The sequence below is a fragment of the Streptomyces neyagawaensis genome (assembly GCF_023516595.1).
GTDB classification, from domain to species: Bacteria; Actinomycetota; Actinomycetes; order Streptomycetales; family Streptomycetaceae; genus Streptomyces; species Streptomyces neyagawaensis.
In genome coordinates, this window is sequence record NZ_JAMGBG010000048.1 from 36,045 (window position 1) to 61,729 (window position 25,685).

At 70.1% G+C, this 25,685-nt stretch carries 16 protein-coding genes and 2 pseudogenes; 5 read left to right on the forward strand and 13 right to left on the reverse strand.

Annotated features, from left to right (window positions below; translation table 11 throughout):
- Positions 1-90 precede the first annotated feature (90 nt).
- The gene (locus M8J73_RS21355; RefSeq protein ID WP_055537667.1) at positions 91-1,359 is read right to left on the reverse strand and encodes an MFS transporter; all 1,269 of its coding nucleotides are present in this window, start codon (positions 1,357-1,359) and stop codon (positions 91-93) included.
- Positions 1,360-1,646: 287 nt separating this feature from the next.
- On the opposite strand from M8J73_RS21355, the gene M8J73_RS21360 reads away from it, so the two are divergent.
- Both M8J73_RS21360 and M8J73_RS21365 read left to right on the forward strand, forming a co-directional pair.
- Positions 1,647-2,153: a MarR family winged helix-turn-helix transcriptional regulator gene (locus M8J73_RS21360; protein ID WP_055537668.1), complete on the forward strand. Its 507-nt coding sequence runs from the start codon at positions 1,647-1,649 to the stop codon at positions 2,151-2,153.
- 541 nt (positions 2,154-2,694) lie between these two features.
- Positions 2,695-3,247, forward strand: a pseudogene (locus tag M8J73_RS21365) (IS256 family transposase); the annotation flags it as partial.
- A 557-nt stretch (positions 3,248-3,804) separates the two neighbouring features.
- Here the strand turns inward: M8J73_RS21365 and M8J73_RS21370 are convergent.
- From M8J73_RS21370 to M8J73_RS21385, 4 genes and pseudogenes are all read right to left on the reverse strand, one after another.
- On the reverse strand, positions 3,805-8,496 hold the full coding sequence (locus M8J73_RS21370) for an Ig-like domain repeat protein (RefSeq protein WP_055537669.1): 4,692 nt from the start codon (positions 8,494-8,496) through the stop codon (positions 3,805-3,807).
- 137 nt (positions 8,497-8,633) lie between these two features.
- Entirely contained in the window at positions 8,634-9,380 is a 747-nt protein-coding gene (locus tag M8J73_RS21375; RefSeq protein ID WP_055537670.1) for an IPT/TIG domain-containing protein, read from the reverse strand.
- Positions 9,381-10,431: 1,051 nt separating this feature from the next.
- Positions 10,432-10,822 (reverse strand): annotated as a pseudogene (locus M8J73_RS21380) (transposase); the annotation flags it as partial.
- A gap of 92 nt (positions 10,823-10,914) precedes the next feature.
- Positions 10,915-11,940, reverse strand: coding sequence for an ArsR/SmtB family transcription factor (locus M8J73_RS21385; RefSeq protein WP_055537671.1), 1,026 nt, complete (start codon positions 11,938-11,940; stop codon positions 10,915-10,917).
- Between the two features lie 140 nt (positions 11,941-12,080).
- Here M8J73_RS21385 and M8J73_RS21390 point away from each other — a divergent pair, with 140 nt between their 5' ends.
- Positions 12,081-12,545: a peptidase inhibitor family I36 protein gene (locus tag M8J73_RS21390; protein ID WP_157873074.1), complete on the forward strand. Its 465-nt coding sequence runs from the start codon at positions 12,081-12,083 to the stop codon at positions 12,543-12,545.
- 111 nt (positions 12,546-12,656) lie between these two features.
- Positions 12,657-13,559, forward strand: a complete 903-nt coding sequence (locus tag M8J73_RS21395) for a hypothetical protein (protein WP_157873075.1) — start codon at positions 12,657-12,659, stop codon at positions 13,557-13,559.
- A gap of 695 nt (positions 13,560-14,254) precedes the next feature.
- On the opposite strand, the gene M8J73_RS21400 is transcribed toward M8J73_RS21395, so the two are convergent.
- The 6 genes from M8J73_RS21400 to M8J73_RS45535 all read right to left on the reverse strand — a co-directional run bounded on the left by M8J73_RS21400 (position 14,255) and on the right by M8J73_RS45535 (position 21,839).
- Entirely contained in the window at positions 14,255-14,548 is a 294-nt protein-coding gene (locus M8J73_RS21400) for a hypothetical protein (protein WP_055537673.1), read from the reverse strand.
- 393 nt (positions 14,549-14,941) lie between these two features.
- Complete coding sequence (locus M8J73_RS21405; RefSeq protein ID WP_055537674.1) at positions 14,942-15,505, reverse strand: TetR/AcrR family transcriptional regulator; 564 nt, start codon at positions 15,503-15,505, stop codon at positions 14,942-14,944.
- A 77-nt stretch (positions 15,506-15,582) separates the two neighbouring features.
- Positions 15,583-16,473 carry an SDR family NAD(P)-dependent oxidoreductase gene (locus M8J73_RS21410; RefSeq protein WP_055537676.1) on the reverse strand — a complete coding sequence of 297 codons (891 nt, stop codon included), beginning with the start codon at positions 16,471-16,473 and terminating at the stop codon, positions 15,583-15,585.
- Between the two features lie 744 nt (positions 16,474-17,217).
- Positions 17,218-18,414 (reverse strand): NAD(P)/FAD-dependent oxidoreductase, encoded by a 1,197-nt coding sequence (locus M8J73_RS21415; RefSeq protein WP_055543327.1) that lies wholly within the window; start codon positions 18,412-18,414, stop codon positions 17,218-17,220.
- Positions 18,411-20,432 (reverse strand): LodA/GoxA family CTQ-dependent oxidase, encoded by a 2,022-nt coding sequence (locus M8J73_RS21420; protein ID WP_055543328.1) that lies wholly within the window; start codon positions 20,430-20,432, stop codon positions 18,411-18,413. The genes M8J73_RS21415 and M8J73_RS21420 overlap by 4 nt, the downstream gene beginning before the upstream one ends.
- Before the next feature lie 909 nt (positions 20,433-21,341).
- Positions 21,342-21,839, reverse strand: a complete 498-nt coding sequence (locus M8J73_RS45535; protein ID WP_372503991.1) for a transposase — start codon at positions 21,837-21,839, stop codon at positions 21,342-21,344.
- Positions 21,840-22,250: 411 nt separating this feature from the next.
- Here M8J73_RS45535 and M8J73_RS21425 point away from each other — a divergent pair, with 411 nt between their 5' ends.
- Positions 22,251-23,138 (forward strand): SCO6745 family protein, encoded by an 888-nt coding sequence (locus tag M8J73_RS21425; protein WP_055541368.1) that lies wholly within the window; start codon positions 22,251-22,253, stop codon positions 23,136-23,138.
- Between the two features lie 604 nt (positions 23,139-23,742).
- Here M8J73_RS21425 and M8J73_RS21435 read toward each other — a convergent pair.
- Positions 23,743-24,672 carry an acetoacetate decarboxylase family protein gene (locus M8J73_RS21435; RefSeq protein WP_079055107.1) on the reverse strand — a complete coding sequence of 310 codons (930 nt, stop codon included), beginning with the start codon at positions 24,670-24,672 and terminating at the stop codon, positions 23,743-23,745.
- Positions 24,669-25,673, reverse strand: coding sequence for an esterase/lipase family protein (locus tag M8J73_RS21440; protein ID WP_206187976.1), 1,005 nt, complete (start codon positions 25,671-25,673; stop codon positions 24,669-24,671). Before M8J73_RS21440 ends, M8J73_RS21435 begins: the two co-directional genes overlap by 4 nt.
- Between the last annotated feature and the right edge of the window lie 12 nt (positions 25,674-25,685).

Sequence of the window (25,685 nt, forward strand, 5' to 3'; positions counted from 1 at the left end):
CGGCGCACGGAGAGACAGGGGAGTCCGGCCCTCGCGCCGCGAGCCGGGGCACCGTCTCCGGCACTCCCCGGCTCATCGGCGTCCCCACCGTCAGGCCAACTGCTCCGGCAACGGCCGGGGGTCCGCGGCGCCCGCGCGGCGGCGGGCCGCCAGCAGCCCCGCCGCGACCAGGGCGGCGGCCAGCCCCAGGATGCCCACCGCACCGGCGAGAGACCCGACCACCGACTCCACGACAAGCAGCACCAGTGGGCAGACGAACTCACCACCGAAGAAGGCCGCCGTCCACAGCCCTGTGCCGCGGCCGCGGTCCTTGAACGCCAGCCGGGACATGGCACTCGTGAGAAGGGCCGGCAGCAGCATGCCGGTACCCAGACAGTTGATGACTGCTCCGACGACCAGCAGCGGGGCGCTGCCCGCCAGGAACATTACGCCGAAGCCGGCAGCGCAGACCGCGAAGACGGCGGGCAGCATCGGGTCCGGGGAGCGCTCCAACCGGGCGAAGACGACAGCTCCGCCCACGGTGGCGGCACTCGCGAGCGCGGTGGCCAGACCGATCACACCGGTGTTCTCCACCCCGAGGTCGTCGAGCAGGTACGCCATCTCCACCGGCACGGTGTAGAAGACCATCGCGCCGAAGAAGGTGAGCGCGCAGATGCCCGCCAGCTGCCGGAAGGGGAACGGACGGCGGGTCTCCTCCTCGACCCGGGCTTCCTCGATGGCCGTGCGGGACGCCGGGTTGGGCAGGGCGATGGCCATCAGCGGGGCGATCAGCAGGCTCACGGCGTAGACCCAGAACGGCAGGCGCCAGCCCGCCGCGCCCACGGCGCCACCCAGCACGAAGAAGGCGGTGGCCGACGCGGAGGCGCACATGGTCTGCAGTGCGAGGTACTTCACCCGCTGCCGGCCGCTGTAGTAGTCGCCGATCAGGGTGGTGCAGCAGGTCATGATGGCGGCCTCGGTGACACCGACCAGGGCGCGGCTGGCGATGATCGCACCCAGTGAGTCCAGCCAGAGCGGTGCCGTACCGAACACGGCGTAGAGGACGGTCGCCACCAGCAGCAGGCGCTTGCGGCCGAGCCGGTCCACGATCACCCCGGCGAACGGGGCCAGCAACGCCAGCGCCAGCGCCGGAACGGTCAGTGCCAGGGGAACCAGCGCCTTGGCCCCCGCGGTCGACGCGAAGTGGTCCTGCATCTTCGGCAGCACCGGAGCGATCAGCACCGCTCCCAGGATCGGCAGACAGCTGCCCGCCATCAGCAGGGTCACGCGCAGCAGATGGGGCGGACCCGAGACGGCAACGGGTGACGGAGCAGCGTCGTCGGCCACGGTGGGGGACGGTGGCGGAACGGAACCGGGCATGGCGACTCCAGGGACGGTGGACGGGAGCGGGCATGCCTTTCAAGAGCGCCGACGGCGCACGGCATGCTGGGGACGGCCGCACACCGGCGGCTGATCCGGACAGCGGCGTGCGGGTAGGGACGACTATGAGCGGTTCGGGGTCTTGTCGCCATCCTCTGCGCGATCCGAATTCCGTATCCGGCCCATCCACACGGTGGATGGGGCCAGGCGCTCTCCCAAGCCGAGACTCAGTGACGGTTTGAGAAGTCGTTTGAAACTTCAACCGCGAGCCGGTTAGGCTTGCGATCATGACCACGTCGCCACGTTGGCTCAACAGCGAGGAGCAGCGGGCCTGGCTGGCCTACATCGACTTCTCCACGCTGCTGGCCGACCATCTCAACCGGCAGCTCCGCCGGGACGCGGGGGTGACGCACTCGGACTACAGCCTGCTTGCCCGCCTGTCCGCGGCCCCCGACCGCGCACTGACCATGTCCGAGCTGGCCGAGCGCCTGAAAGTCACGCGCAGTCGGCTCACCCATGCTGTGACCCGCCTCCAGCAGGCCGGTTACGTCAGCCGCCGCGACGACCCCAGCAACCGCCGCAATCAGCTCGCCGTCCTCACGGCGCAGGGGCAGACCCTTCTGGAACGGGCAGCCCCCGGCCACGTCGAGGCTGTACGCCGCGTCGTCTTCGACGCGCTCACCCCGGAGCAGGTGCGCCATTTCGCGGAGATCGGCGAGACGATCAACTCCGCTCTGCAGTTCGCGGACACCACCGAGGACGACCACGAGCCGCTGCCCTGGCGCCGGCGGTAGGACTGCCGCGAACGTCGCTTCCAGGTGGGATGATCGCCCGCGTCCCGTGACTTCGCGCGACGCCACGGTCGTCCCGATCGGCGCCCCCTGCCCGAGCAGCGCGAACTGGGCAGGCCTTCGACGCGGTCGTGGTCCACGAGTCCGTCGGCTCGGCCGTCCAGGATCTCGCGGTTGCGCGATGTGCGTCCGGCGGGCCGGCGAACCATCCCTCGGCACCAGCCTGCCGATCACCAAGTGATACGGAACCCCTCCACCGGTGAGGTCCTCGCCGAACTCCCCCTGCTCGACGACGCGCAACCGTCATGGCGGGGCTGGCGGCCATCACCCCGTGGAACTCCCGGCCGCGATGATCACCGCAAGGCAGGGCCCGCGCTGGCTGCCTGACCGACGCCGGACTGGAACCGAGTATGCCGTTCCGCAAGTTCTTCGTCAGGCGCAAACCTGCTTGACGTGGGTGGACGGCACGGTGGGGTCAGCGCGTGAGCGGTGCCTGTCGGAGTTGGCCGACAAGTTGTGGGGTGAGGAGCGCGCCGACGCGGTCGGCCCGGTCGCCAACCGGCCCGTCTACGTGGCCTTGGCCGTCACCACCGAGGGCCGGCGGGAGATCCTGGGGCTGCGGGCCGGCGACGGTGGCGAGGGCGCCAAGCACTGGCTGCACATCCTCACCGAGATCAAGAACCGCGGCGTCGGCGACGTGCTCATGCCGGTCTGCGACGGACTCTAAGGCCTGCCCGAAGCGGTGGAGACGGTCTGGCCCAGGACGATCGTGCAAACCTGCGTCGTGCATCTGCTGCGGAACTCCTTCCGCTATGCCGCCCGCCAGGACTGGGACAAGATCGCCCGTCTCCTCAAGCCCGTCTACACGGCGCCGACCCAAGAAGCCGCCCTGGACCGGTTCGCGGAGTTCGCCGACGTATGGGGCAGGAAGTATCCGGCGATCGTGAAACTGTGGGAGAACGCCTGGGAGCTACAGGGCGATCATGTCGCTGGATCCCACCGGCAACGGCCAGGCCCGCTGGACCATGCGCTGGAAGACCGCGCTGAACGCTATCGACATCACCTTCGACGGCCGCCTGTCGGCGGCCCGTCAGTAACCCCAACCACCCCAGTTACACCACTCGTTTGACAGTCCCGGGCTCCCCCGGCAGGCCGGACTTGGATACAGCGTGACTGCCCGATCGATGAGGTTGCGGGCACAGCCGTTGTTCGTTGTCGCGACGCGCGTGCCGCGGGGCGGGTTACTGAGGATGACCTGCAGTTTCGTGTAGGCGTGCGTGTATAGGAACGTGCCGGTCGAGGCCTGGGCGCTGGTGGGTGTCAGGACCAGCGGCAGAGCACCTGCCACTGCGGTGAGGAGAGCGCTCAGCCGCTTCACCGCCGGCTCCCGCTGCTGCGGCATGGCTGTCGGCGGCTCACGGCGCTGTGAAAATGACGCTGGCGAAGGTCAGTGCGCTCGCAGTGCCCTTCGGGGGCAGTGTGCCCAGCGGTTCCCCCTGGCAGGCCGGGCTGGGGTAGAGCGTGACATTGCGGTTGGTGCTGTTTGTCACCGTGCCGCTCGCGGTGGTCTGAAGGCATGTCCCGTCGGCCCGCAGCCCTCCGAGGCACTCCGTTCGAGCTTGATGACGGGCCATCGTTCCATGGCAGGAGCGGGTCACGGGGCGACGGTGTGCGTGTCCGTGGCGGTGGAGCCGGCGAAGTCGGCGCTGCCGGGGTAGCTGGCGGTGATGGGATGCGTGCCGATATGCAGCGGGACGTTGACGGTGGTGGTGGCGCTGCCGTTGACGAGAGGCGCGGTGACGGGGGTGCGGTTGTGGAGGGTGAAGGTGACGCTGCCGGTGGGGGTGCCCGCTCCGGGTGCGACAGGTGTGACGGTCGCTGTGAGGGTGAAGGACTGTCCTGGCCACGATGGGTCTGGGGAGGAGACCAGGGTGGTGGTCGTCAGTGCCTGGTTGACGGTGTGCGGGTCGGTGCCGCTGGAGCCGGCGAAGCTGGTGCTGCCGGTGTAGGTGGCGGTGACCGTGTACAGGCCGCTGGACCGGCTGGTGTAGGGGCGGGTGACAGTGGCGCTGCCGGAGGCGAGGGTGGCGGTGACGAGGCTGCTGCCGTCGCCGAAGTTGAAGACGACGGTGCCGGTGGGGGTGCCCGCTCCGGGGGCGACGGGCACGACGGTGGCGCTGAAGGTCACCGATTGGCCCACCACCGACGGGTCCGGCGCAGACGTCACGGTCGTGGTGGTCGATGCCCGGTTCACGGTGTGGGGGTCGATGCCGCTGGAGCCGTTGAAGTCGGTGTCACCGTTGTAGGTGGCGGTGACGGTGTAGGGGCTGCCGGTCCTGCTGGTGTAGGGGCGTGTGGTGGTGGCGGTGCCGGATGTGAGGGTGGCGGTGAGAGGGCTGGTGCCGTCGCCGAAGTCGAAGACGACGGTGCCGGTGGGGGTGCCCGCTCCGGGCGAGGCGGGGGCGACGGTGGCGCTGAAGGTCACCGGTTGGCCCACCACCGACGGGTCCGGCGCCGAGGACACGGTCGTGGTGGTCGACGCCCGGTTCACGGTGTGGGTGTCCGTCCCGCTGGAGCCGGCGAACGCCGTGTTCCCCTCGTAGGTCGCGGTGACCGTGTACGGGCTGGTGCCTCTGGTGCCGTAGGAGTGGGGGATGGTCGCAGTGCCGGATGTGAGGGTGGTGGTGAGAGGGCTGGTGCCGTCGCCGAAGTCGAAGACGACGGTGCCGGTGGGGGTGCCCGCTCCGGGGGCGACGGGCACGACGGTGGCGCTGAAGGTCACCGATTGGCCCACCACCGAGGGGTCCGTCGCTGAGGTGACAAAGGTGGTGGTCGATGCCCGGTTCAGAGTGTGCGAGTGGGTGCCGCTGGAGCCGGTGAAGTCGGTGTCACCGTTGTAGGTGGCGGTGACCGTGTCGGGGCCGTCTCTCCTGCTGGTGTAGGGGCGGGTGACAGTGGTGGTGCCGCCTGCCAGGGCGGCGGTGGCGGGGGTGGTGCCGTCGCCGAAGTTGAAGGTGACGGTGCCGGTGGGCGTGCCTGTTCCGGGGGCGACGGGTGCGACGGTGGCGGTGAACGTCACCGGTTGGCCCACCACCGACGGGTCCGGAGCCGCGGCCACGGTTGTGGTGGTCGACGCCCGGTTCACGGTGTGCAGTGCGGCGCCTCCGGAGGAGACGAAGTCCAGGTCGCCGCTGTAGGTGACGATGACCGCGTCGGGGCCGCCGGAGCGGCTGGTGTAGGAGTGGCTCACGGTGGCGGTGCCGTCGGTCAGGGGGACGGTGGCGGGGGTGGCTCCGTCGCCGAAGTCGAAGGTGACCGTGCCGGTCGGGGTGCCCGCACCGGGGACGAGGGGCACGACGGTGGCGGTGACGGTCACCGCTTCGCCGACCACCGACGGGTCCGGCGCCGACGTCACGGTCGTGGTGGTCAGAGCCCGGCGCACCCTGTGGGTGTCCGTGCCGGTGGAGCCGGTGAAATCCGCGTCGCCGTCGTAGGCGATGGTGACCATGTACGGACTGCCCGCGGCACTCGTATAGGTGTGGTCGGTGGTGGCGACCGCCTCGGTGAGGGGCAGGGTCACGGGCGCGGTCCCGTCGCCGAAGTCGAGCGTGACGGTGCCGGTCGGGGTGCCCGCACCAGGGGCGACGGGCACGACGGTGGCGGTGAAGGTCACCGGCTCGCCCACGACGGACGGGTTCGGTACGGACGCCAGCGCCGTGGTGGTCGATGCCTGGCCCACGATGTGGGTGTGGGTTGCGGCGGAGCCGGCGAAGTCCGCGTCGTCGTCGTAGGTGGCGGTGACCGTGTACGGGTTGCCGCTGGTGGTGGCATAGGCATGGATGATCACCGCTGTGCCGTCCAGGACCGGGGCGGCGGCCGGTGTCGTACCGTCGCCGAAGTCGAAGACGACCGTGCCGGTGGGGGTGCCCGCTCCGGGTGTGACGGGCTCGACGTTGGCGGTGAAGGTGACCGGCTCGCCTACCACGGCCGGCTCGGGTGAGGAGGTGACCGAGGTGGTCGTGGGGGCCGGGTTCACGATCTGGACGTCGTACCCCGCGGAGGAGCTCAGCTCTTCGTTGTCGCTGGTGTAGACGGCGATGACCGGGTAGGGGCTGCCGGTGCCGGAGGTGTAGGTGTGGCTGATGGTGGCGGTCCCGCCCGACAAGGTGGCGGGGGCCTGTGGTGTGCCGTCGCCGAAGTCGAAGGTGACCGTGCCGGTGGGAGTGCCCGCGCCGGGGTCGGCGGGGGTGACGGTGGCGGTGAAGGTGACGGACTGCCAGACAGTCGACGGATCGGGCGCGGAGGTCACCGTTGTGGTGGTGGCCAGGACGTCGGCCAGCACCCGGTGGGTGCGGACGTCGGTGGAGGAGGCGTAGTCGGTGTCTCCGCTGTAGAAGGCGGTGATCGTGTAGGTGGCGTCGCCGGCCGGGTAGGTGTGGGTGGCTGTGGCCGCACCGTCCACGAGGGGCTGCTCGACAGCTGGTGTGCTGTCGCCGAAGTCGACGGTCACGGTGCCCGTCGGCCGCCCGCTGCCGGGGGCTGCCACGATGACCCGCACCGTGACGGACACCGGCCCGTCGGGATTCGACGGCTCCGGGCTGGACACGACCGTCGTCGAGGTGGGCGCCGGTGCCACCGCCTGCTCCGCGGAGTCCGACGACGGCGCGAAGTGCAGGTCCCCGCTGTAGGCGGCTGTGACCGTGTACGGGCTGCCGCCTGTGTTGAGGTAGGTGTGCGTCGCTGTCGCCACCCCGTCCGCCACCACGGCGGTGACAGGAATGGATCCGTCTCCGAAGTCGAACCAGACCGTACCCGTGGGCGTTCCCGTCCCGGCAGCGGCAGGGGCCACCTCCGCGGTGAAGGTGACCCGCTCGCCCACCACGGGCAGTACAGGTGAGGAGGTCAGCGTGGTGGTCGTCGGCGGATCGACATAGGTGTAGGAGGGGCCGCTGGCGACGCCGCCCAGCGTGGCCACCACGACAGGGACCTTGGTGACGGTTCCGGGAGGAGCGGGGGGTGCGGGTGGCACGGTGAGGGTGAGCCGGCCGTCGGAGACCACGGTCGGATACACGCTGGTGGTGCCCAGGCGTACTTCCTGCGTGGTGTACAGGCCGATGCCGGTGATGGTCAGGGTGTTGCCTCCCGCCGTGTGACCGGAGACCGGCGCCACGGTCCGGATCCGCGGGGGCTGCAGGTAGAAGAACGTGCCGATCGTGCGGGTGACGCCGGCGGCGGTGACCGTGACCGGGACCGCGCCGGTGCCCGCAGGAGTGACGACGGTGATGGTGGCGTCGTCCACCACCGTGAAGGAGGCGGCCGGGCGGTCGCCGAACCGGACCTGGGTGGTGCCGAGGAAACCTCGCCCGGAGAGGATGACCGCACTGCCACCGCCGGTGGGCCCCTGGTCGGGAGAGACCGGCACCGGGATGTTCAGCACGCTCACCGCGTCAGCCCCGGCATCGGCCACGTAGATATGACGACTGTCGCGGGTGACAGCGAGGCCTCTCAAGGCGCCCAGCCCGGTGACCGTCGCGGTGCGGGCGTTGGTGGCCAGGTTGATCACCGCGAGCGCACCGGAGCCGCTCTCGGTGACGTAGGCCAGGGCGCCGCGGGGACCCATGGCCAGCGAGACGGGGGCGTCGAAGCCGCCGATCACGGTGGCGACGGTGTACGTGGTGGTGTCCACCACGCTGACCGTGCCGGCTCCCTGGTCGGCGACGTACAAGCGCTGGCCGTCCGGGGTGACGGCCAGGCCTCGGGGCCGGGTGAACCCGCCGATCGTGGCCACGACCGTCAGCGCGTCGGTGCCGATGACCGTGACCGTGCCGACGCCGCTGACGTACGCGTACGGCGCGTCCGGGGAGAGCACTACCTCATACGGGGTGCTGCCCACCGTCACGCTCGTCACGACGGTGCGCGTGGCGGTGTCCAGCACGACGAGGCGGCCTGTGTCCTCGCTGACCACGTAGGCGCGGCTGCCGTCGAGGGAGAACGCGATGCCGGCCGGGGAGGAAATGCCCCCGATCGTCGCCGTGACGGTGTTCGTCGCGGTGTCGATCACACTGACCGTCCCGGAAGAGGAGTTGCCCACGTAGGCCTCGGCCCCGGCGGGGTCGACGGCGACTCCCCACGGACCGGATCCCACCGGGATGGTGGCGGTGGCGGAACGGGTCCCGGTGTCCAAGGCGGTCACCGTGTCCGAGCCGAAGTTCGTCACATAGCCCGCGCGACCGAGACGGCCCACGGCGACTCGGGCGGGGCTGTCACCCACCGGGATGACGGCGATCGGGGCGGCGGAAAGCGCGGCGGCCACGGCACGCGCGCGCGGAAGCAGATCGACGGACAAGAGCAGCTCCCTCTCCTCGGGACGGCCCTTGCCGGGGAGGACCCGCCCATGAGGCCCGGTCAGGCCGTCGTGGGCGGGAAGGTGACGAAGCGCCGTGCCAGGGCCGGCGGCACGGCGCGCCGTCGCGGGAGGAGGGATCAGATGCCGGGGCCGGCGACGTACGTGAACGCGCCGACTGCCGTGTCCGATCCCGCGGGATTGGACACCACGACGTCGACCGCCCCCGCGGTGCCGGGCGGAGTGACCGCCGACAGCGTGGTCGCGTTGATCACCGAGAACGGTGCCGGGGCGCCGTCGAAGGTGACCGAGTCGGTGGTGTCGAGGTTGGTGCCGGTGATGGTCACCGCCGTGCCGCCCGAGGTCGGGCCCGAGGTCGGGGTGAGGGAGGTGACCGTCGGGGCGTCGACGTAGGTGTAGGTCAGACCGTTGTTGGTGCCGCCGGCCGTGGTCACGCTGACCGAGACGGGGCCCGCGGCAGCGCCGGCAGGGACGGTGACGCTGAGGGAGCTGTCGGAGTTCACCGTCGGGGTGGCGGTGACGCCACCGAAGGACACGCTGGTGGCCGTCGACAGGCCGGTGCCGGTCAGGGTGATGGTGTTGCCGCCGGCCAGCGGGCCGGAAGTGGTGCCCAGGGACGACTTGAACGGGGCGCCGACATAGAAGAACGACACCGGGTTGCTGGTGCCGCCAGGAGTCGTCACGGTGACACCAACGGTGCCGGTGCCGGACGGGGAGACGGCGGTGACCTGAGTCGGGGAGACCTGCGTGATGTTGGTGGCCGACTTGCTGCCGAACTTCACCGCGCTGGTGTTGGACAGGTTCGTGCCCGTGATGGTCACCAGCGTGCCACCACCGGTGGAACCCTGATTCGGAGAGATAGGCATGGCGGAACTCCTCGCATGGATCTCAAGGAACTGACGAGGAACCAGCAGGACCAGCCAGCCCGCCGCCGCGGCGCGTCACAGGGACGGGGACGCCAAGCGGTCAACGCCGACAGGGCCAGGGAAGACGAACAGCCGTACTGCCACGAACGCAGCCACACCTACAACATCCGGCGTCTGCTGTGGGCACAGAGAAAACCGGCAACAGCTGCCTGTTCGAAGGCTCCCCCGGCACAGGGATGGGCAGCCCGCCGGTTCACACTCTTAGTGACCCACACGGCCAACCGAGTGACAAGAGGCCACCCACCCCAATCACCCGAACGAGGTAGCCCCTCGCTTTGGGCGTGACTCAAGACCAGCCTGAAGGACAACGCTAGTACCTGGAAAGCACCACTGTGACCTGGGAAGAAACGCTCAGGGCGAGGATGACTCACTCGCCTCCCCCCAACGGGCCATCGGTTAACGATCGTCAGGGCCGACAGTCACAACGGTTAACGATCGTCAGGGCACGACAGTCACAACGGACGCCAAGGCACAGAGCCGCCAGAAAGCCGAGCCAAGACCACAGTGCTCGGATCGCATGGTCGGCAACAGTGCTCCCGATCCCCTCCAGCAGCTCCTGCACTCAGTGGGCGAACGCTCGAAAACCGGCTCGTCTGCCGAGCGCAGCACTCCCTTCACAGAAGCTCACTGGCGGACCTGCCCAGTGCTGCTTGCCTGAGAGCCGAATAGCGCACGATCCGAGTACTGCCTCTCCACCAGTTCAAACGCACGCTCGGTCGCCTGACCCGGGTTCTTCAAAGGACAGCCGAGCACCGTGATCGGCGGCCGGAGCGGGAGATCAGGACACCGCTCAGGCGACCATGACGGTAACCACCACCGAGACGATGGCTACAAGCAGGCCCAGGATGCCGACGATGGCTCCGATGGCTCCGGACAGGCCGGGGCTCGTTGTCAGGTGTTGCCACCACATCATGGGTCTGCCGCACGATCGGGTGACATCTGAACTGGCTTGCCCTGTGGGGCGGGTGGGAAGGATGTCGCTGTGCAGATCCCCGGGCTTGCCGCGGTCGGTCGGATTCGGTCTCGTCAGAGGCCCCCCTTTACAGCCCGCATGCTGACGGAGTCGATCGCGCAGCGCGACCAGTCCAGTTCCCCGCGGGCGCCGAGTTCGTCGAGGATGACGCGGTGGAGCCTGGCCCAGACCCGGGCCCGGCTCCACTGGGCGAAACGTCGGCAGACCGTCTGCCGGCTCGGGCCGGACACAGGCGGGAGCTGCCGCCAGGTGCGACCCGAGGTCGCCACGAAGATGATCGCGGCCAAGGCTTCACGAGCACCCGCTCGACGCCGGCCGCCGCCCTGCGGGCGTATGACCTCGGCGGTACCACCCGCCGGAACAGCACCCACAACTCGTCCGACACCAGCCGCTCAACCAGATCCGTCATGCACGTTTCAACGAACGAGCACACCAAAGAACGACGTCTAAAACAAGCTCAGTGCCACGGAGAGGTGTGTCCTGCGCAGCCGCAGCCTTCGCTCAGCGTGCGGCGGCGGCAGTGGGCCTCGGGGCAGCCGTCGAGGCCCGGGCGTCGGCGCGGAGCATGGACGCACCGGCCGGGGTGAGGGTGTGCAGTACGTGCCCGCCGTGTCGGCTGCTGATCAGCAGACCCGCGCCGCGCAGTACCCCGGCGTGTTTGCTGACGGAGGACGGGGAGATTCCCGCCGCGCGGGCAATCTCCCCGGTGGTGGCGCCCGCTCCCGACGCCGTGATCCGCAGCACGGTCGCCCGGGTGCGCCCGAGCAGTGCGGTCAGCGGGGTGGCGAGAGTCGCTGCGGCCGGTTCGTGCAACAAGGGGTGGAACAGCACGGGCGGCAGACGGGGGTCGGCCAGGCTGACGGGATTGTCCCAGCAGAAGTAGGACGGTACGAGCCGTATGCCCCGGCCGTCCAGGTGCAGGTCCCGATCTGCCGGATAGCGGACGTTGAGGACCGGCGGCTCCCAGCGCATGGCGGGCCCGAGTCCGGCCAGCATCCCCTGGACACCGCCGTCGAGCAGGTGGCGGCAGGACGCCGACCGCTTGGCCTCCAGGTGAGCGTGGATCCTGTCGGCGAACGGGCGCACGGCGACGTCATGGTAGGCGCGGATCGCGGCCGCGAGATCCCGGCGCTCCTGCGTGCCGGTCAGCCGTCGCACCCACGTCGGCGCTCCGACTTTCCCTTCCAGCAGGGCCAGTTCGTGGCTCACACGGTCGGCCGGCGTGGACACGATGGCGTCGAGTCCGGCGTCCAGCCCCCCGTCGGCACAGCTCGGCCGGCTGGGTGTCAGGAAGTCAGGGAAGTACCGAGCTCTGGGAAACAGCGGCAGCAGCACCTCGCGCACGGTGCGGTCGAGTTGCCGCTCACGTAGTCGGGTGTGGGTAGTCCGATACCACTCGGCATACGCCCAACGGCCCGCGCGGGTCTGGAAGCGGTGCAGGCTCGCGGCCACCTCCCAGAGCGCGTCAGGTGCCTTGGCCACCCGGGTCGTCGCCAGGTCGGCGTCCGTGAAGTGGATCCGGAGCATGCCGTTCCCCCCTGCAGCCAGGGCTTTTTCCTTCTGGCGACACAGCATGGCCAGGTGGGGCTGGTGCTGGCAATAGTGAAGGCGACCAACTCGAACAGTTAGGGGGAATGATGAGGCGTATATTGGCCATGATCGCAGGAGTGGTACTGCTGCTGGGTGGCATGGCCGGTACCTCGGTGGCCAGTTCGGCGAACAGTGCCGGAAGTCAGAATTCGGTGTCTGCGACGGTGGCACTCAAATCGGTGAAGATTGCCGCAGCGCCGGCCGGATGCAGTCCGGGAAACTTCTGCTTCTGGCCGAATGCCAATTACTCGCCGTCGGGAAATCCGGGCGAGCTATCCGGTAGGAACGCCGACTGGTCCGTCTTCCGTCGCGGCGACTGTCCCAACAACAACTGGGACAACTGCGCGTCCTCGGACTACAACAACGGAAACAGCTGCGAAGCCATCGTCTGGACCGGAAGGTCGTACACAGGAACCGCGGGCATGGTCTTGCGCGGTACAGGCGGAAACTTCAACTCCACGTTCAACAACGCCGTCTCTTCGAACAGCTGGGCAACCGCTTCCGGCGGTACGAGCTCGGCATGCGGCGGCCCCGTGCCGTAACCGGTACCCAGAAGAACCCTGCCGTTCCAAGGTGTCCGCGGGCAACCGCCTGCGGACACCGAGCTTCTTGCGCCACCTTCCCACCCGACGACCGAGAGGGGTCCGGGCACCATGCGACTTGCCCCGCTCGCCTGCTCGGTGGCGGGCGTTCTCGCGCTGACCGCATGCGGGACATCCACCACCGGCAGCGATGTGACCAGCACTCAACTCACCAGCACTGAACTCGACCTCCTCACCCGTTCCGGGACTTTCGCCCGGATCAGCGTCGATCTCGCGAACGCGGAATCAAAGCTCATATCGATTTGCATGGCAGCGAAGGGATTCCGCTACCGCGCCGAGTCAGCGGACCCGGCGGCCGAATCCGATGAGGAACGCTCCCTGAACATGAATGAGCGACGCACCAGGGGATACGGCCTCGCCTCCCAGTACGCCTCAGAAAAGGAATCGGTCGGCACCGCGCCAAACGACGCCTATCTGGCCGGGCTGTCGAAGAAGAAGGCCGACGCGTACATGAAAACCCTGCGGGGCGGCGCCACGGACTTTCGCGAGATGAGGTTCGGCGGCGGTCGGAACATCACCTTCTCGGCGCGTGGTTGCGAGGCAGAAAGCCGTACATCCCTTTACGGAAGCCTCGACGACTGGGTGTCCATCGCATACTTCCCGCAGAATCTCAACAGTGAGCTCAGTTCCCGCGTGGAGAAATCCCCGAAGTACCGCAGCGCCATGAACGACTGGCGCACATGCATGCGCGGCAAGGGATACACCTACACATCCCCCGACACGGCCTACGAGCAGCTCAAGGACGACTACCGCACGCAGGGCGCCAATTCCGCCCTGCGTGAACGAGAGATCGCCGTCGCCGTGGCGGACGGTAACTGCGGGGCGGAACTCCACATCCCCACCACCGTCCTGACTCTGCGACGTTCCCACGCCCAGTCACTGCCGATCAGTGACAAGCTCCAGCTGCGGCGGCTGACGGCGATCTGGATGGCGGCCGCCGACAGGGCCCAGTGACCCCAGCAGGGCTCGGCAGCCTTCCAAAGTTGCTGCCTCATCTGAACGAGCGGCACCGACGTCTGGCGGTTGTGACCAAGCGAGGCTGCTCGGCCAGGGCGGAGTGCGGGCATCACTTCCGGAGGGCCGTGGGTTTGCCGTCCGGGTCCAAGCCGCAGGGCCATCGCCTTTCGAAAGCCGCAGCCGACAGGCTGACTGGGGGGCGGCGTCGGCGGCCTCCCCGTAGAGGCTTTCGGCACCTTCCCTGTCCGCCGTTTTTCCCGCGTCCGGGCCAGCCGGACCAAGGGCGTAGGTGTCGCCTACAACGGCGGCGGCACGCGCGAGTTGTTCGGCTACTTTCCGGTCCTCGGCCCCCTCCCGTGCCCTGACGAGATGGGCCAAAGCGAAGGTGTCTCCGGCGTCGGCGGCCTGTTGGGCCAAGGCCTCGGCGCCGACCCGGTCGCCCGCCTCTTCCCGGATCGCAGCAAGGCACAGCTCTTCCCGCATCGCGGCAAGGCAAAGGCGGGCGAACGTGCCTCCAGCGTCGGCAGCCTGCCGGTAGAAAGTCTCGGCGCCGTCCCGGTCCCCGGGGGCGCCGTGGCCGGTAGCTTGCCAGGCCAGGGCTTCAGCGCCCTCCCGACGCCGGCCGTGCCGGGCGAGCAATCGCGCATAAGACTCCAGTGCCAGACGATGCCCGACCTTCATACGAGCGCGGATCAGCACGATTGCCTCCCGTTGGCCCGCCCCCAGCTCTCCAGCAATTCCGCCATGGTCTCGGTGGCCGTCCACCAGCCCGTAGCCAGATACGGGGCGAGCATCTCCAGCGCCTCAGCCCGTCGTCCCTGTTCACCGAGCAGCCGCGCCCACTCCCGCGCGCAGAACCACTCCCCTCGGCCGGCCCACAACTCCACCGTTCCGGGATTGCCGAGTTCGAGAAGCCGGGAGACGAGGTGCCGCGGGACGCAGCCAGTCTGCGTCCGGGTCCGACAGTCCAGATCAGCAGCGTCCACGGCAACGTACCGTAGCCCCTCCCCCGGACATCACCTCCGGCTCCGCAGCCGACCCGAGCACTGGAGCGCGGCATCCCAGGGCGCGGTCGTGCATGTGGGCTTCGAAGTGCTGGGGCAGAAGTTCGTCGTCGCGAGCGTTCAAGCACGGGCAGCGCACGGTGACCACGCAGGGATGTGGGCCCTGAGGCAGCAGCGGAGTGCACTTTCCACGCGTCGAAGCCCAACCAGAGCGGCTCACGGATGACGGGTAACGGGGGTATCAATACGTGGTCGGGCGGGCCCGTGGCCTGTACCAGCGAGGTGAATCAGCAACCACAGCCCCGCCCCCACCCATGACCAGGGCATCCACACCACGATCCGCTGACACTCAGCCACTGCCACCCCACCGCCCAATCACATGCGCAAACCCTCGAGGAGGGCGGCGAGGTAGCGGTGTGCGGTGTCGGACCGGTCGGCGGGGGTGCCTCCGTGGACGTCCACGGCGTGGGCGATGCCGCACATGAGCGGGACGAGGTCGGCGGCGGCGAGGTCGGGGCGGACCACTCCGGCATCGCGGGCCCGGGCGAGGAGTGCTGCGCCGGCCGACGTGAGTGACTTCTTGAGTTCCGTGGTGCGCGGCAGGGCGTCCGTGGTCGCGGCGGCGACGGGGGGCAGGGCGGCGTCGGTGACCTGCGCCTCGACGGTGTGGAAGAGGAAGCCCGTCAGGCTGCGCCAGGGGTCGGCATCGGTCAGCGCCTGCTGGCCATGGGCGGCCAGGGCCTCCAGGCATGGGGCGGCGACGGTCTCCAGCAGCGCCTCGGGCGTGGCGAAGTGCCGGTAGACGGTGCCGACCCCGAGTCCTGCCCGGCGTGCGACGTCGTTGAGCTGCAGTGGTGTGCCCTCGTCGACCAGGTCGCGGGCGACGGAGACGATCCGCTTCCAGTTGCGGGCCGCGTCCTTGCGTAGGGGCGTCGTCATGAGGCCATGCTAATCGGATGATTCATCCGGATGGTTCCGTCGCCCGCCCGGTGCCCGCGCCGCCGCGCGTGCGAGGCTCAGGCGAGGGCGAGCGGTGCGTGCCGTTCGCTGAGTCGGCGTACGGCCTCGGCGACGCGGGGGTCGGTCGCCGCGCGGTACGGGGCGACCGGGTGCGCCTGGGCGCCGATGACGATGCCGGTTCGGCCCGTCAGTGTGTCGTCGGTGGCGGCCATGATGGAGGGCCTGGCTGCCGCGGACGCCGGACCCGAGGTCGAGCGTTCGAATGTGCGACGCACCAGCGGCCACAGCAGCCGCAGGGCAGGCGAGACGATCTTCGGGTCGGTCATGGTGCCGTTGGTCATGTCGGTCGCAGCCCCTCCGGGATCGGCGGCGAAGACCGAGACGCCCGTGCCGTCCAGCCGGGCTGCCAGGTCCAACGTATAGGCCAGGTTGGCCAGTTTGGCGCGGCCGTACCAGTGGAAGCCGTAGTAGCCGCCCGGCGGCTCGACCGCGTCGAACACTCGCTTGGCGACGGCGACAGCACCCGACGTCACGTTCACGATCCTGCTCGGCGCACCGGCCGCGAGTGTGGGCAGCAGCAGTTCGGTCAGCAGGTACGGCGAGAGGTGGTTGACGACGAACGACGCCTCGACACCTGCCCGGGTCTGGCGCTCGGCGAACATCGCCCCGACGTTGTTGACCAGCACCGTCAGCGGCTCCCCCGAGGCGGCGTGGTCGGCCGCGATCCTGCGGGCGAGCGCACGCACCTGGTCGAGCGAGGCGAGGTCCGCGGACAGGAACCGGGCCGGGTGCGCCGGGCCCGTCGCGTTGATCAACTCGACGGCCTTGGCTCCCCGTTCGGCGTCGCGCCCGATCACTGTGACGGCGAACCCCGCGACGGCCAGTCCCAGCGACGTCTCCAGGCCGATGCCCCCTGTTCCGGCCGTGACCACTGCTGTCTTCTTCATGTAGGCCTCCACCCCGCCAACCAAACGGATAACTCATCCACTTAGCTCCGGACGGTAGCACACATACGGATGAACTATCCGGTTGTGGTTTCGGCGCCGCGGCGGTCCGCCCGACAGGGGACAGGCGGATGACTGGGGAACCGCGTAGCCGTGGACAAGCGGCCGCCTGTCCGTCGGGCAGCGGCCGCTGCGGAGGTCGAGGTGGGCGATGCCGTCGAGCCGGAAGGTGCAGCCGGGGATGACGAGGGCCGCGCGGCCGGCCGGATGGGTGTTGCGGGGGTCGGCGTCGCGGAGGCGAGCCAGGTCTGGGTGTGGGGCCCGAGGCGCAGCAGGGTGTAGCCGCTGCCGTCGGGACGGCGGGCTTCGACGTGGACGTCGTAGTAGGTGGTGGCCATGCGGAGGTCGTCGCCGAAGGGGAGGTTCGCGGCGGCGTGGGTGAGCATCGCGTAGACCGGCTGGTGTCGGAGCTCGGATCCAGCTCGGCATGACGGGGGTGCAGCAGGTCGGCCGCCGGCCCCGCGACCGGCTCGGCCGGAACGGTGGCCGGCGAACGTGCTGTGCGGTGGTGCGCCGCCCGCACAGCACTGACAGGAGATGTCAGTCGCGGTAGCCGGTCGCCCGGGCGGCCGAACGGGCGGGTGGGTCAGGCCGACGCCGGGGAGCCGGAAGGCGCCGTCCAGCCGGGGTGCCTTCGTTGCGGCGCGGTCCAGCCGAACTCGGCGTCGACTCGGGGTCGTTCCGTGTTCATGGCGCGCTGGGCGCTTCCTGCGGTCGGTAGGGCGAGTCGGGGAGGTCGGTCAGGCGTCGCGCCCAGAAGGGGCGGTCGGCCCAGCGGGCCTCCTGGGTGTGGATGACTCGGTGGCCGCGCAGATACGCGCTCCGTGCGGCCGCGACCTTGTCCGCGTATGCGGCGAGGGCCGAGTCCGTGCCGTAGGGGGCGCGACCCAGACGGGTGTCGACGGCCAGGCCCGCGCCCAGCCCGGTGTAGAGAGCGGTCAGCACGCCCTGGGAGGAGAGCGGGTCGAACGCGACCGCCGCGTCCCCGGCGGCGGTCCAGCCGTCTCCGTACACCGTGTCCAGGTGCGCCGTGTGCGCGGCGGCCCGGCGGGGCGCGGCAGGTGACGTGGGCGGGGGCCCGTCCCGGTGGACCCATCGGGACACGTGGCGGGTGGCCGTCATCCGTCGGCGGAAGTGGCGTGCGGTGTGGGAAGCGGCGGGCAGGTCGGCGTCGGTGAAATAGGCGACCAGTCGCCCGCCGGAGGGCTGCGGAGCGGTGTACCACCAGCCGTCCTCGTCGGACTCGACGAGGGAACGGCGGTCGGTGTCCAGCGGGTCCGCCTCCAGGGGCACGTACAGAGCTGTGAGCCGGTCCCCGACCCGCCGCCGGGCCCCGCACCGGACGGCGATCGCGGCAGCGCGGCCGGTGGCGTCGATCACCCAGCGGCAGCGCACCGTACGCTCGCCACCGGACCGGGTACCGGCAGGGCCGGTGCCGCCGCGCAGGACCAGGATCCAGCCGCCGCCCGGCGTCCGCGCGGTGTCGCGTACGGCCGAGCCCTCGGCGACCTCGGCCCCCGCCGCGCGCGAGGCGTCGCGCAGACGCCGGTCGAACAACCGCCGGTCGAGGTGCCAGCCGTGGCCGTGCGGGTCGTTGATGAAGTCCACGGCGTGCAGGTCGGCCGATCCCCACGCCGAGAGGCTGCCGTAGCAGGGCAGATGCCCGGAGTCGAGAACGCGGTCGGCGACGCCGAGGTCGCCGAGCAGTACCCGTCCGGCGGGCACGAGCGTCTCGCCGACCTTGGGCGGCCCGGTGCCGGCGTCCGCCAGCAGAACCGTACGGCCGGCACGGGCGAGCACGAGCGCGGCGGCGCAGCCGGCCGGGCCGCCGCCCGCCACCACGACGTCGTAGGTGTCCGTGCCGGGAGCGTGTGCGGCGCTCACCGCGCGTCGCGGAAGGGGTCGAGTAGCTCGAGATATCCGGCGGTGATCTCCTCCTCGCGGTAGCCGGTGGCGCGGGCGGCCTCGCCGACCACCTGTGCCGCGGACTCGGCCTCGGCGGTTTCGGGGGTGGGCCTGTCCTCGGGCCGGATGCCCGCCGCCGCGGACAACACGTGCGGGCCCGCCTCGGGCATGTGCAGGTTGACGAGGTTCGCCGTGTCCGGTGCCTGATCGAGCGGTTGTCCGGGGCGCGACTCCACCAGGATCCGTTCCGGGAACTTCCCGTCGCCCACGGTGTAGTCGCGCACCTCGACGATGCCGAGCTTGGGCCAGTCCTTGATCATCTGTGTGCGCTGCTGGTTCATGGTGCCGTTGAGGCCGCGCAGCCAGGTCGCCCGTCGCTCGAACGCCTCTTCCCGGACGCTGTCGTCGCTCCCGGTCGACGGCTTGTTGACCTTCTCGAAGTCCTCCAGCTTGAGGACATGGTTGGGTACCTGGGCAGGCCAGAAGGTCGGCAGGTAAGGGGTGTACCGGGGCCCCAGGTTGGCCAGCACCTCATAGCCGGAGCGGCAGCTCGCGGTGTCCGCCTGCCAGGGGGCGGCCATCCAGCGAGTGAGGTCTCCGGGCCCCTGTGCGTGCAGGGGGCCGTTGGCGGCGAGCGCCTCCTGCGGAGTGAGGGTGGGCCCGTAGTCGGGTTCCGAGGTGCCGGTGGCGCGGTGCCGGATGCGGAAGGGTTCACTGAACATGGTCGCGTGCCTGATCGGCCAGGTGACCTCGCACCCCGGGTGGAACGCGTCGGCGGCGCAGTTCTCCAGGGCCGCCCGGTCCAGCAGCCCCGGCTGCTCGCCGACAGGGGCGTCGTCGACCGTGGGCCGCGGCTGCCACAGGGACCCGGCCCGGAAAGCCCCGTCCGCCCAGCGCTGCAGCATCCAGTCCTGGGTCGGCGTCAGCACCAGGTGCTGACGCACGGACTTGGGCTTGCTGGCCATGGCGTCACCGTAGATCCACGGCCACGGCAGCGGGGACATTCCGTCCCGGTCGTAGTCGCGCAGGGCGGCGTACGTCTGGCGGCGCAGTTCCCGGTTCCGGTCGGACGGATCGGCGAGCCTCTTCCGCATGGCAGGCGAGAGGAAGAAGTGGGGGCCGTTCCAGCCGAACTGTGCCGCGAATCCCTGGTTGACCCACTGCAGATCGCAGAACCGGCGGAGGATCGGCTCGATGTGATCGGTGAACGAGATCTTCTCCGGGCGGGTCAGCGAACCGGCCTGGACGAAGACGTCGAAGAGCAGGTCGTGGAGGGTACGGATGGACTTCACGCCGGGGGCGTAGTGCGGAGGCCCGACCACGACCCAGGCCGGGGCGGCGGTCAGATCCTTGCCGTCGATACGGACCTTCGCCGTCACCGGGCCGTCGGACACGTCGTCGTACCAGGTGTTGTTGTTGGCGACCCCGGTGATCGGCTGGTTCTTGTAGGAGGCGGAGTTTCCCCGGCCACCGAGCACCACCAGGCGGCCGTCGGAACGGGTGGAGATCTCGCCGAGGTACACCGCCTTGCCCATGATCTTGCCGGTGTCGAACTTCTGCGTCTCGGTCTTCGAGCCGCGGACGGTGCGGCTTCCGGGGTCGTTGACCAGCTTCTTCCTCTCGGCGCCCACGACGTCGGCGTTGCGCAGAGCGTATTGCTCTGCCGCGAGCGTCTTGCCCTCGGGAATGTCCAGCGCCAGATGGAACTGGTACCAGGCGGCCTTCTTGTTGGCCAGATGCACCGTCCACTCGATCTCGGAGACACCCTCGGCGCCCGGCTTCAGCTCCCTCACCACCTCCCCCGCGGCGTTGTAGCCGTACACACGGAACCGTGCGGCCTGTCTGCGGAGCGCCCCGGAAGCGTCCTTGTAGGAGCCGGGGTCGGCTGGTTTCTGGTCCGGTGATTCGGGGCCGATGAAGGGTGCTTCGACACTGTTGCCGACCCGGGCGACACCGATGGCGGGGTGAATCTTCACCTTCACGATCTGACTGTCCATCGAAGAACCTTCCGTTGGGGGCCGCCGGGATGCGGTCTCGAATGTAAGACGTGCAATTCCGCCCGGGGGTCACACCGCGCAGGAGCTGATCGACGTCCGATCATCACGGACCTTCTACCAACTGCTGCCGTGGACGTGCGAGTTCGCCCCGGTCGGAGGTGTGTGGCCGCACCTGAGATCGCCGGCGGAGCCCACCCGCCTCATCGACGGCCTCCTCGCCAAGACCCGCCTCGGGCTACCGGCCGGCGTGCCCTCGGCCATGGAGGTGCGCCTGGTCGAGGAGAGCGCCCTCGCGCGTCAGGGCGAAAGCCGACACCGGTGCGGCGGCGCGCGTACCGGAGGCTCTTCCTCCGCGACAAGTCTGAGCTCACCCGTGGCGTCCCGCAACAACAACCGCGGGCGAGGCCACGGCCTCGAACACGACGAAGGTCTGCGGGGAGGCTCGGGGTCAGGGCTCCCCCGGCGCCGGTCCGTCACCGGTCCGGGGTCGGTGTGGTCCGCAGGGGTGCCCCAGACGGCCGGTCAGGCGCCCAGCCCAGCGCTGAGCCGGGCGCCTGACCGGCCGTCCCCCGAGGGGCGGCCGGTGAGGCGGCGGACGATGCCCTCCGGGCAGGGGAACTTGCTGACCGTCGCCTCATGACAGTCGGCTTGTGAACCATCCTCCCCTCCCCCGGTCCCCCTGGAGGGCCGCCGAGCCCGGCCCTCCAGGGGGCACCGCGTGCTACACGCCCAGGCCGGAGCCGTGCCCGGTGCCGCGCCGGGCGAGGTGCAGGGTGATCTGGAACCGGCGGACCTTGTCCCAGTAGACCTCGTGTTTCAACCGCGGTCGGCGTACAGGTGCTTGGGGCGCCGTAGTGGCTGGCCGCGCTTGCCGCGGATCGGCGGGACGGCCTGAAGCAGCGGGATCGGTCAGGTGACGTCGTTGCGGTTACGGACGGTGGTGATTGCCGCACGCGGGATGCCGTGCGCCTCGACGAGCAGGTGGTGCTTGCTGCCGACCTTCCCCGGTCCACGGGGGACGGACCAGTGGCCGATCCGCCCTTCATCGCGCGGATGTGGCCGGAGTCGACCGCGGCGCGGGAGAAGTCGAGCAGGTCTGCGGCCCGCAGCTCGGAGAGCAGCAGCTCGTGCAGGTACTGCCAGACCCCGGTCTCGTTCCAGTCCCGCAGCCCTCGCCAGCCACGTCCCCGACTCGAAGGCCAGCTCCTGAGGCAGATACTCCCTGCGGATCCCGGTGTACAGCACGAACAGGATCCCGCACAGCACCTGGCGACTATCCAGACGCTTACGACCTGGACGCCGCAGATTACGCGGAATGACCGGCAGCAGCGGCTCGATACGCGCCCACAATCCGTCGTCGATCTCCCACGGTCTGGCAGTGGTCTTCCTCGTCTCGACCGGCCCCACCCCCTTCGGCAAGCGTCAAAGAGAACTGACACACTGTCATTCCCGAAGGTTCGGAAACCTCCTTTGTCAGGAGTCGTTACACGACCTGGGCAGCCGCCGGGAATCCCGCGCCCGGTTCTCCACCGCAGCCCGGGCCGCCGCCGAATCCGGCGACGACCAGCCGCGCGCACGGGGCCTCGACCGCGGAGGCGATGGTCCCGCTCAACTACGGCGCCCCGAAAACCGCGGCCGGCCTTGTCGAACGGGCCCGGCGCGTCGCCGGGCACCGGCCAACGGGTTGCAGGGCAGTAGTCGCCGGAGCCGCCCTCCGCTAACGTACCGACCAGATGGTACGACTGGGCGTTTCCCGCGTACCCTCGCGTGCTTGATGAACCGCAACGTTTCATCCCCCCACAGGACAGAGAGTCCCTCATGACGCAGAACGCGGACCGCGACAGCCTGGCCCTCGCACGCCAGACCTGGAGAACTCTCGAGCCTTACCACGGGGCTGTCTACTTCTCACCCGAAGCCGCAGGGCAGTACGCCGAGTTGGGCGTGGACGCCAGGACGGGGTACTTCGCGTCCCGCTCCGCCGCGCTCGGCGCCGCTCCGGCGGATCTGGTCATCGCCACGTTCTACAACTTCAATCCCCAACTGGTACGCCAAGCCATACCCGCGGCATGGGAAGCCGCCACGCCGCAGCGGTTCGCAGCCGCCCGGCTCACCGGGATCGACGCCACGCTCCGCCGCGTCCTCGGCACGGACGTCTCCTCACCGGCCATGGCCCGCGCGGCGGAATTGGCCCGTACCGCGGCTGAAGTGACCGTGCGCCATCCACAAGGCCGCCCCCTCTTCGCCGCGCACGCCGCACTGCCGTGGCCGAGTGCACCCCACCTCGTGCTCTGGCACGCGCAGACTCTGCTGCGGGAGTTCCGTGGCGACGGACATGTGGCGGCACTGCTGACTGCCGGGCTGAGCGGGCTCGAGGCTCTCGTCGCGCACGCCGCCACAGGCGACATCGACGCAAGGGTGCTGCGTGACTCGCGGGCATGGACGCCGGAGCAGTGGGAACAGGCCGTGCGGGACCTGCGTGAGCGCGGATGGCTCGACGACGGCCCCCACCTGGCCTTGACCGAGGACGGTATGCGACGCAGGGCGGAGGTCGAGCACACCACCGACAGGCTGGCCGCCCTCCCTTACCTCACGATCGGTCCTGCCGCCTGCGCCGAACTCCGTTCGCTGGTCCGGCCGTTCAGCCTTGCGCTGGCCAAGGATCTCATGCCGTGGGCAGTCGACCGCCTCAGCGAAGAGAACACTTGAGAATGCGGGCGCCCGGCAGCACGTGATGGCAGCGACGCGGCTGATGGCGCCCCGCCAGGCGGGTGTACGGGCACATCTTCGATGTCAACTGCCCCCGGTCGGCGGCCGAGAGCCAGCAACCGGCAGCTCCAGGCGAACCGGTCCGGGCACCTCTCCGACATCATCGGGGCAACCCACGGAATGACCCCAACTCTCTCTGTTTACAGTCAAGTTGGGAGGGGACGAAGCCTTCGGCGGGGCGGGCCCGGGGAGGTCGGATGAAGTGGCGTCGACATGTCAGCTCCTTGTTCCATTGCGCTTCACTCACGCGAGTGCACGCCGGCGGCTGCGAGTCCCTGGGGAACCGGTCACGCCGCTGATCTGCCTCTGGAGACTGTGGCCCGTCGATGGCTTGGTGGAGGTCGCGGATGGGCTGGTGGAGGGTCAGCGGCGTTGTCGGTGTGTGTCTGTGAGGTAGCCGAGCCGGGGGTACGTACTGCGGCTGCCGGCGGCCGAGCTGACCGGCGGGCCGGTGGAGGTCGCCGAGCCGGGTGGCTGGGGGCCGTGGGTGGACGGTGGCGGCTGGTTGAGCATCGACGGCCATCGCGTATCGCGTCGACTGGATCTACGGCCGGGCCCCCACGTCGATCCGCGGTGGTGCGGGCCACTCCTCCGACAGGCCCAGATCGACGATGCTCTGGAGTGGTTCGCCGAACGTCCGCCCGGCCTCCTCACTCGTGAGGAACCAGCATTCGAAGTGGTCGTCGAGGATGCCCCGGGTCGACGGCAGGAAGCAGGTGAACAGGGGCTGTTCGGCGATCCCGAGGCCGCGCAGTGCGGCGACCCCCGGGGCGTCGCCGAGGACGAGGCGGGCGTGGGCCCGCCTGCCCAGGGCGATGTCGGCGGCGCCCTCGAAGTAGATGGACGATTTCATCAGCATGCCCCGGAAAGCGCAGTAGTTGACCGCGGCCACCCGCAGCGGTAGCCGCGTCTCGGGCGGGCGTTCGATCTCGATGAGCATGCCCAGCCGGCCGTCGTCCTCGTACTGGCTCGAGACGGCCCGGTCGCCCACCTTGAAGTCGAGGCTGGCCCGGTGTTTCGGCATGCCCCAGATGCCCTTGCCGCCCTTGACCGAGATCTCGCTGCTCACCGGAAGGTCCACGACGTACTGGCCGGTGCCGAAGGTGCCGCGCAGCAGCCCAGGCAGCAGCGGCGGCGCGGGCCTGGGGCCGTGGGTGCAGGCGATGGCCACGGAGAACTCGATGTAGCGGCCGATGTCGGTGCGGGCGTAGTCGACGACGGTGACGACGAGCAGACCGCGGCCGCCGGGGATCGCGAGCGGGTGCAGTTCGCCGCCGGGCAGCAGCCGGGCAGCCGCCGCGCGGTCGACGGGGAACGCGGCCATCAGCGCGGGCGTGTCGGCGGAATCCACCGGCAGCACGAACGGGATGCCGTCGACGAGAGCGTGCCGTCCGGCAAGTCGTCGCTGCCGGCACGGGACCGGTGACCGGGTCGCCGACATGACCATCCGAGCCAGGCCCAGTGCGGGATTCATCGCGCCAACTCCTCCAGGATCAGCGGATAGGTGTCGGCCGCCGCGCGGCGGCCCAGGAAGACGTCCAGGTGGCCGTATCCGGGCAGGATGTGCATGCTGTCGCGGCCTGGGCGGTGGCGGTGCAGGAAGTCGAAGGTGCGGCGCTGACTCTCGGCGAGGAAGCAGCGGTTGTCCTCGCCCGCGAACAGCGCGAAGCGGGCGTCGGTCTGCGGTGCCCGGTCGGTGAAGGACAGTGGCAGACCCTCGACCTCGCCGGTGGCCACGAGATGGCCGGCCCGCACACACGCGTCCATCTGCGCGAAGAAGGTCATGGGGACCTCGGCGAACTCGCCGCGGATCCAGTCGTGGGTGGGCTCGTCGAGGTTCGCGTGGGACCACAGGGCCGGCCGTCCGGACCCATAAGTGAAGCTGACCATGCGGCAGACGCCGTTGCGGCACTCCCGGTGGGTGGCGCGGACGAAGCCGGCGACGCAGCGGGCCGCGAAGCCCTCGGGCCGGTCGCCCCAGGCCGGTGAGACGTGCGGCAGGACACGGCCGACGACCGGCGCCACCTTGCCGATCTTGAACCGGGACACGGCGGGCACGACGGGATGCAGCGAGACGGCGTTGCTGACCACGGTGTCCACCTGGGGCAGCAGCCCGGCCACGGCGGCCATCACGAACGACGTCGAGCCCTGGCAGTGCACGACCGCCTTGAGCCGGTCCGCCCCGGTGGCGGCGAGGACGTGGTCGACAGCGGCCGGATGGTCGTGGGCGGCGGCCTGGTCGAGGGTCCAGGGCATCGGGTCCAGGTCGATGGAGGCCCGCCAGTTGAGCAGCCACACGTCCCAGCCGGCGTCGATGAGGACGTCGACGAAGGTTCGGGGCAGCGGCGGCCGGAAGAGTTCGGCCCGTACGCCCGCGCCGTGCACGACCAGGACCGGACCACGGGTCGGCGGATGCCGGCCCTGCACATGGACGACGGTCAGCGGCCGGCCGTCGCGGGCGGCGAAGGGCCGCACCTCGGTGATGTG

Coding starts and splice junctions, on each gene's coding strand:
- M8J73_RS21355 (WP_055537667.1), bottom strand. CDS start 1,359: ATGCCCGGTTCCGTTCCGCCACCGTCCCCCACCGTGGCCGACGACGCT.
- M8J73_RS21360 (WP_055537668.1), top strand. CDS start 1,647: ATGACCACGTCGCCACGTTGGCTCAACAGCGAGGAGCAGCGGGCCTGG.
- M8J73_RS21375 (WP_055537670.1), bottom strand. CDS start 9,380: ATGCCTATCTCTCCGAATCAGGGTTCCACCGGTGGTGGCACGCTGGTG.
- M8J73_RS21385 (WP_055537671.1), bottom strand. CDS start 11,940: ATGCTCCGGATCCACTTCACGGACGCCGACCTGGCGACGACCCGGGTG.
- M8J73_RS21395 (WP_157873075.1), top strand. CDS start 12,657: ATGCGACTTGCCCCGCTCGCCTGCTCGGTGGCGGGCGTTCTCGCGCTG.
- M8J73_RS21405 (WP_055537674.1), bottom strand. CDS start 15,505: ATGACGACGCCCCTACGCAAGGACGCGGCCCGCAACTGGAAGCGGATC.
- M8J73_RS21410 (WP_055537676.1), bottom strand. CDS start 16,473: ATGAAGAAGACAGCAGTGGTCACGGCCGGAACAGGGGGCATCGGCCTG.
- M8J73_RS21420 (WP_055543328.1), bottom strand. CDS start 20,432: ATGGACAGTCAGATCGTGAAGGTGAAGATTCACCCCGCCATCGGTGTC.
- M8J73_RS21425 (WP_055541368.1), top strand. CDS start 22,251: ATGACGCAGAACGCGGACCGCGACAGCCTGGCCCTCGCACGCCAGACC.
- M8J73_RS21435 (WP_079055107.1), bottom strand. CDS start 24,672: ATGAATCCCGCACTGGGCCTGGCTCGGATGGTCATGTCGGCGACCCGG.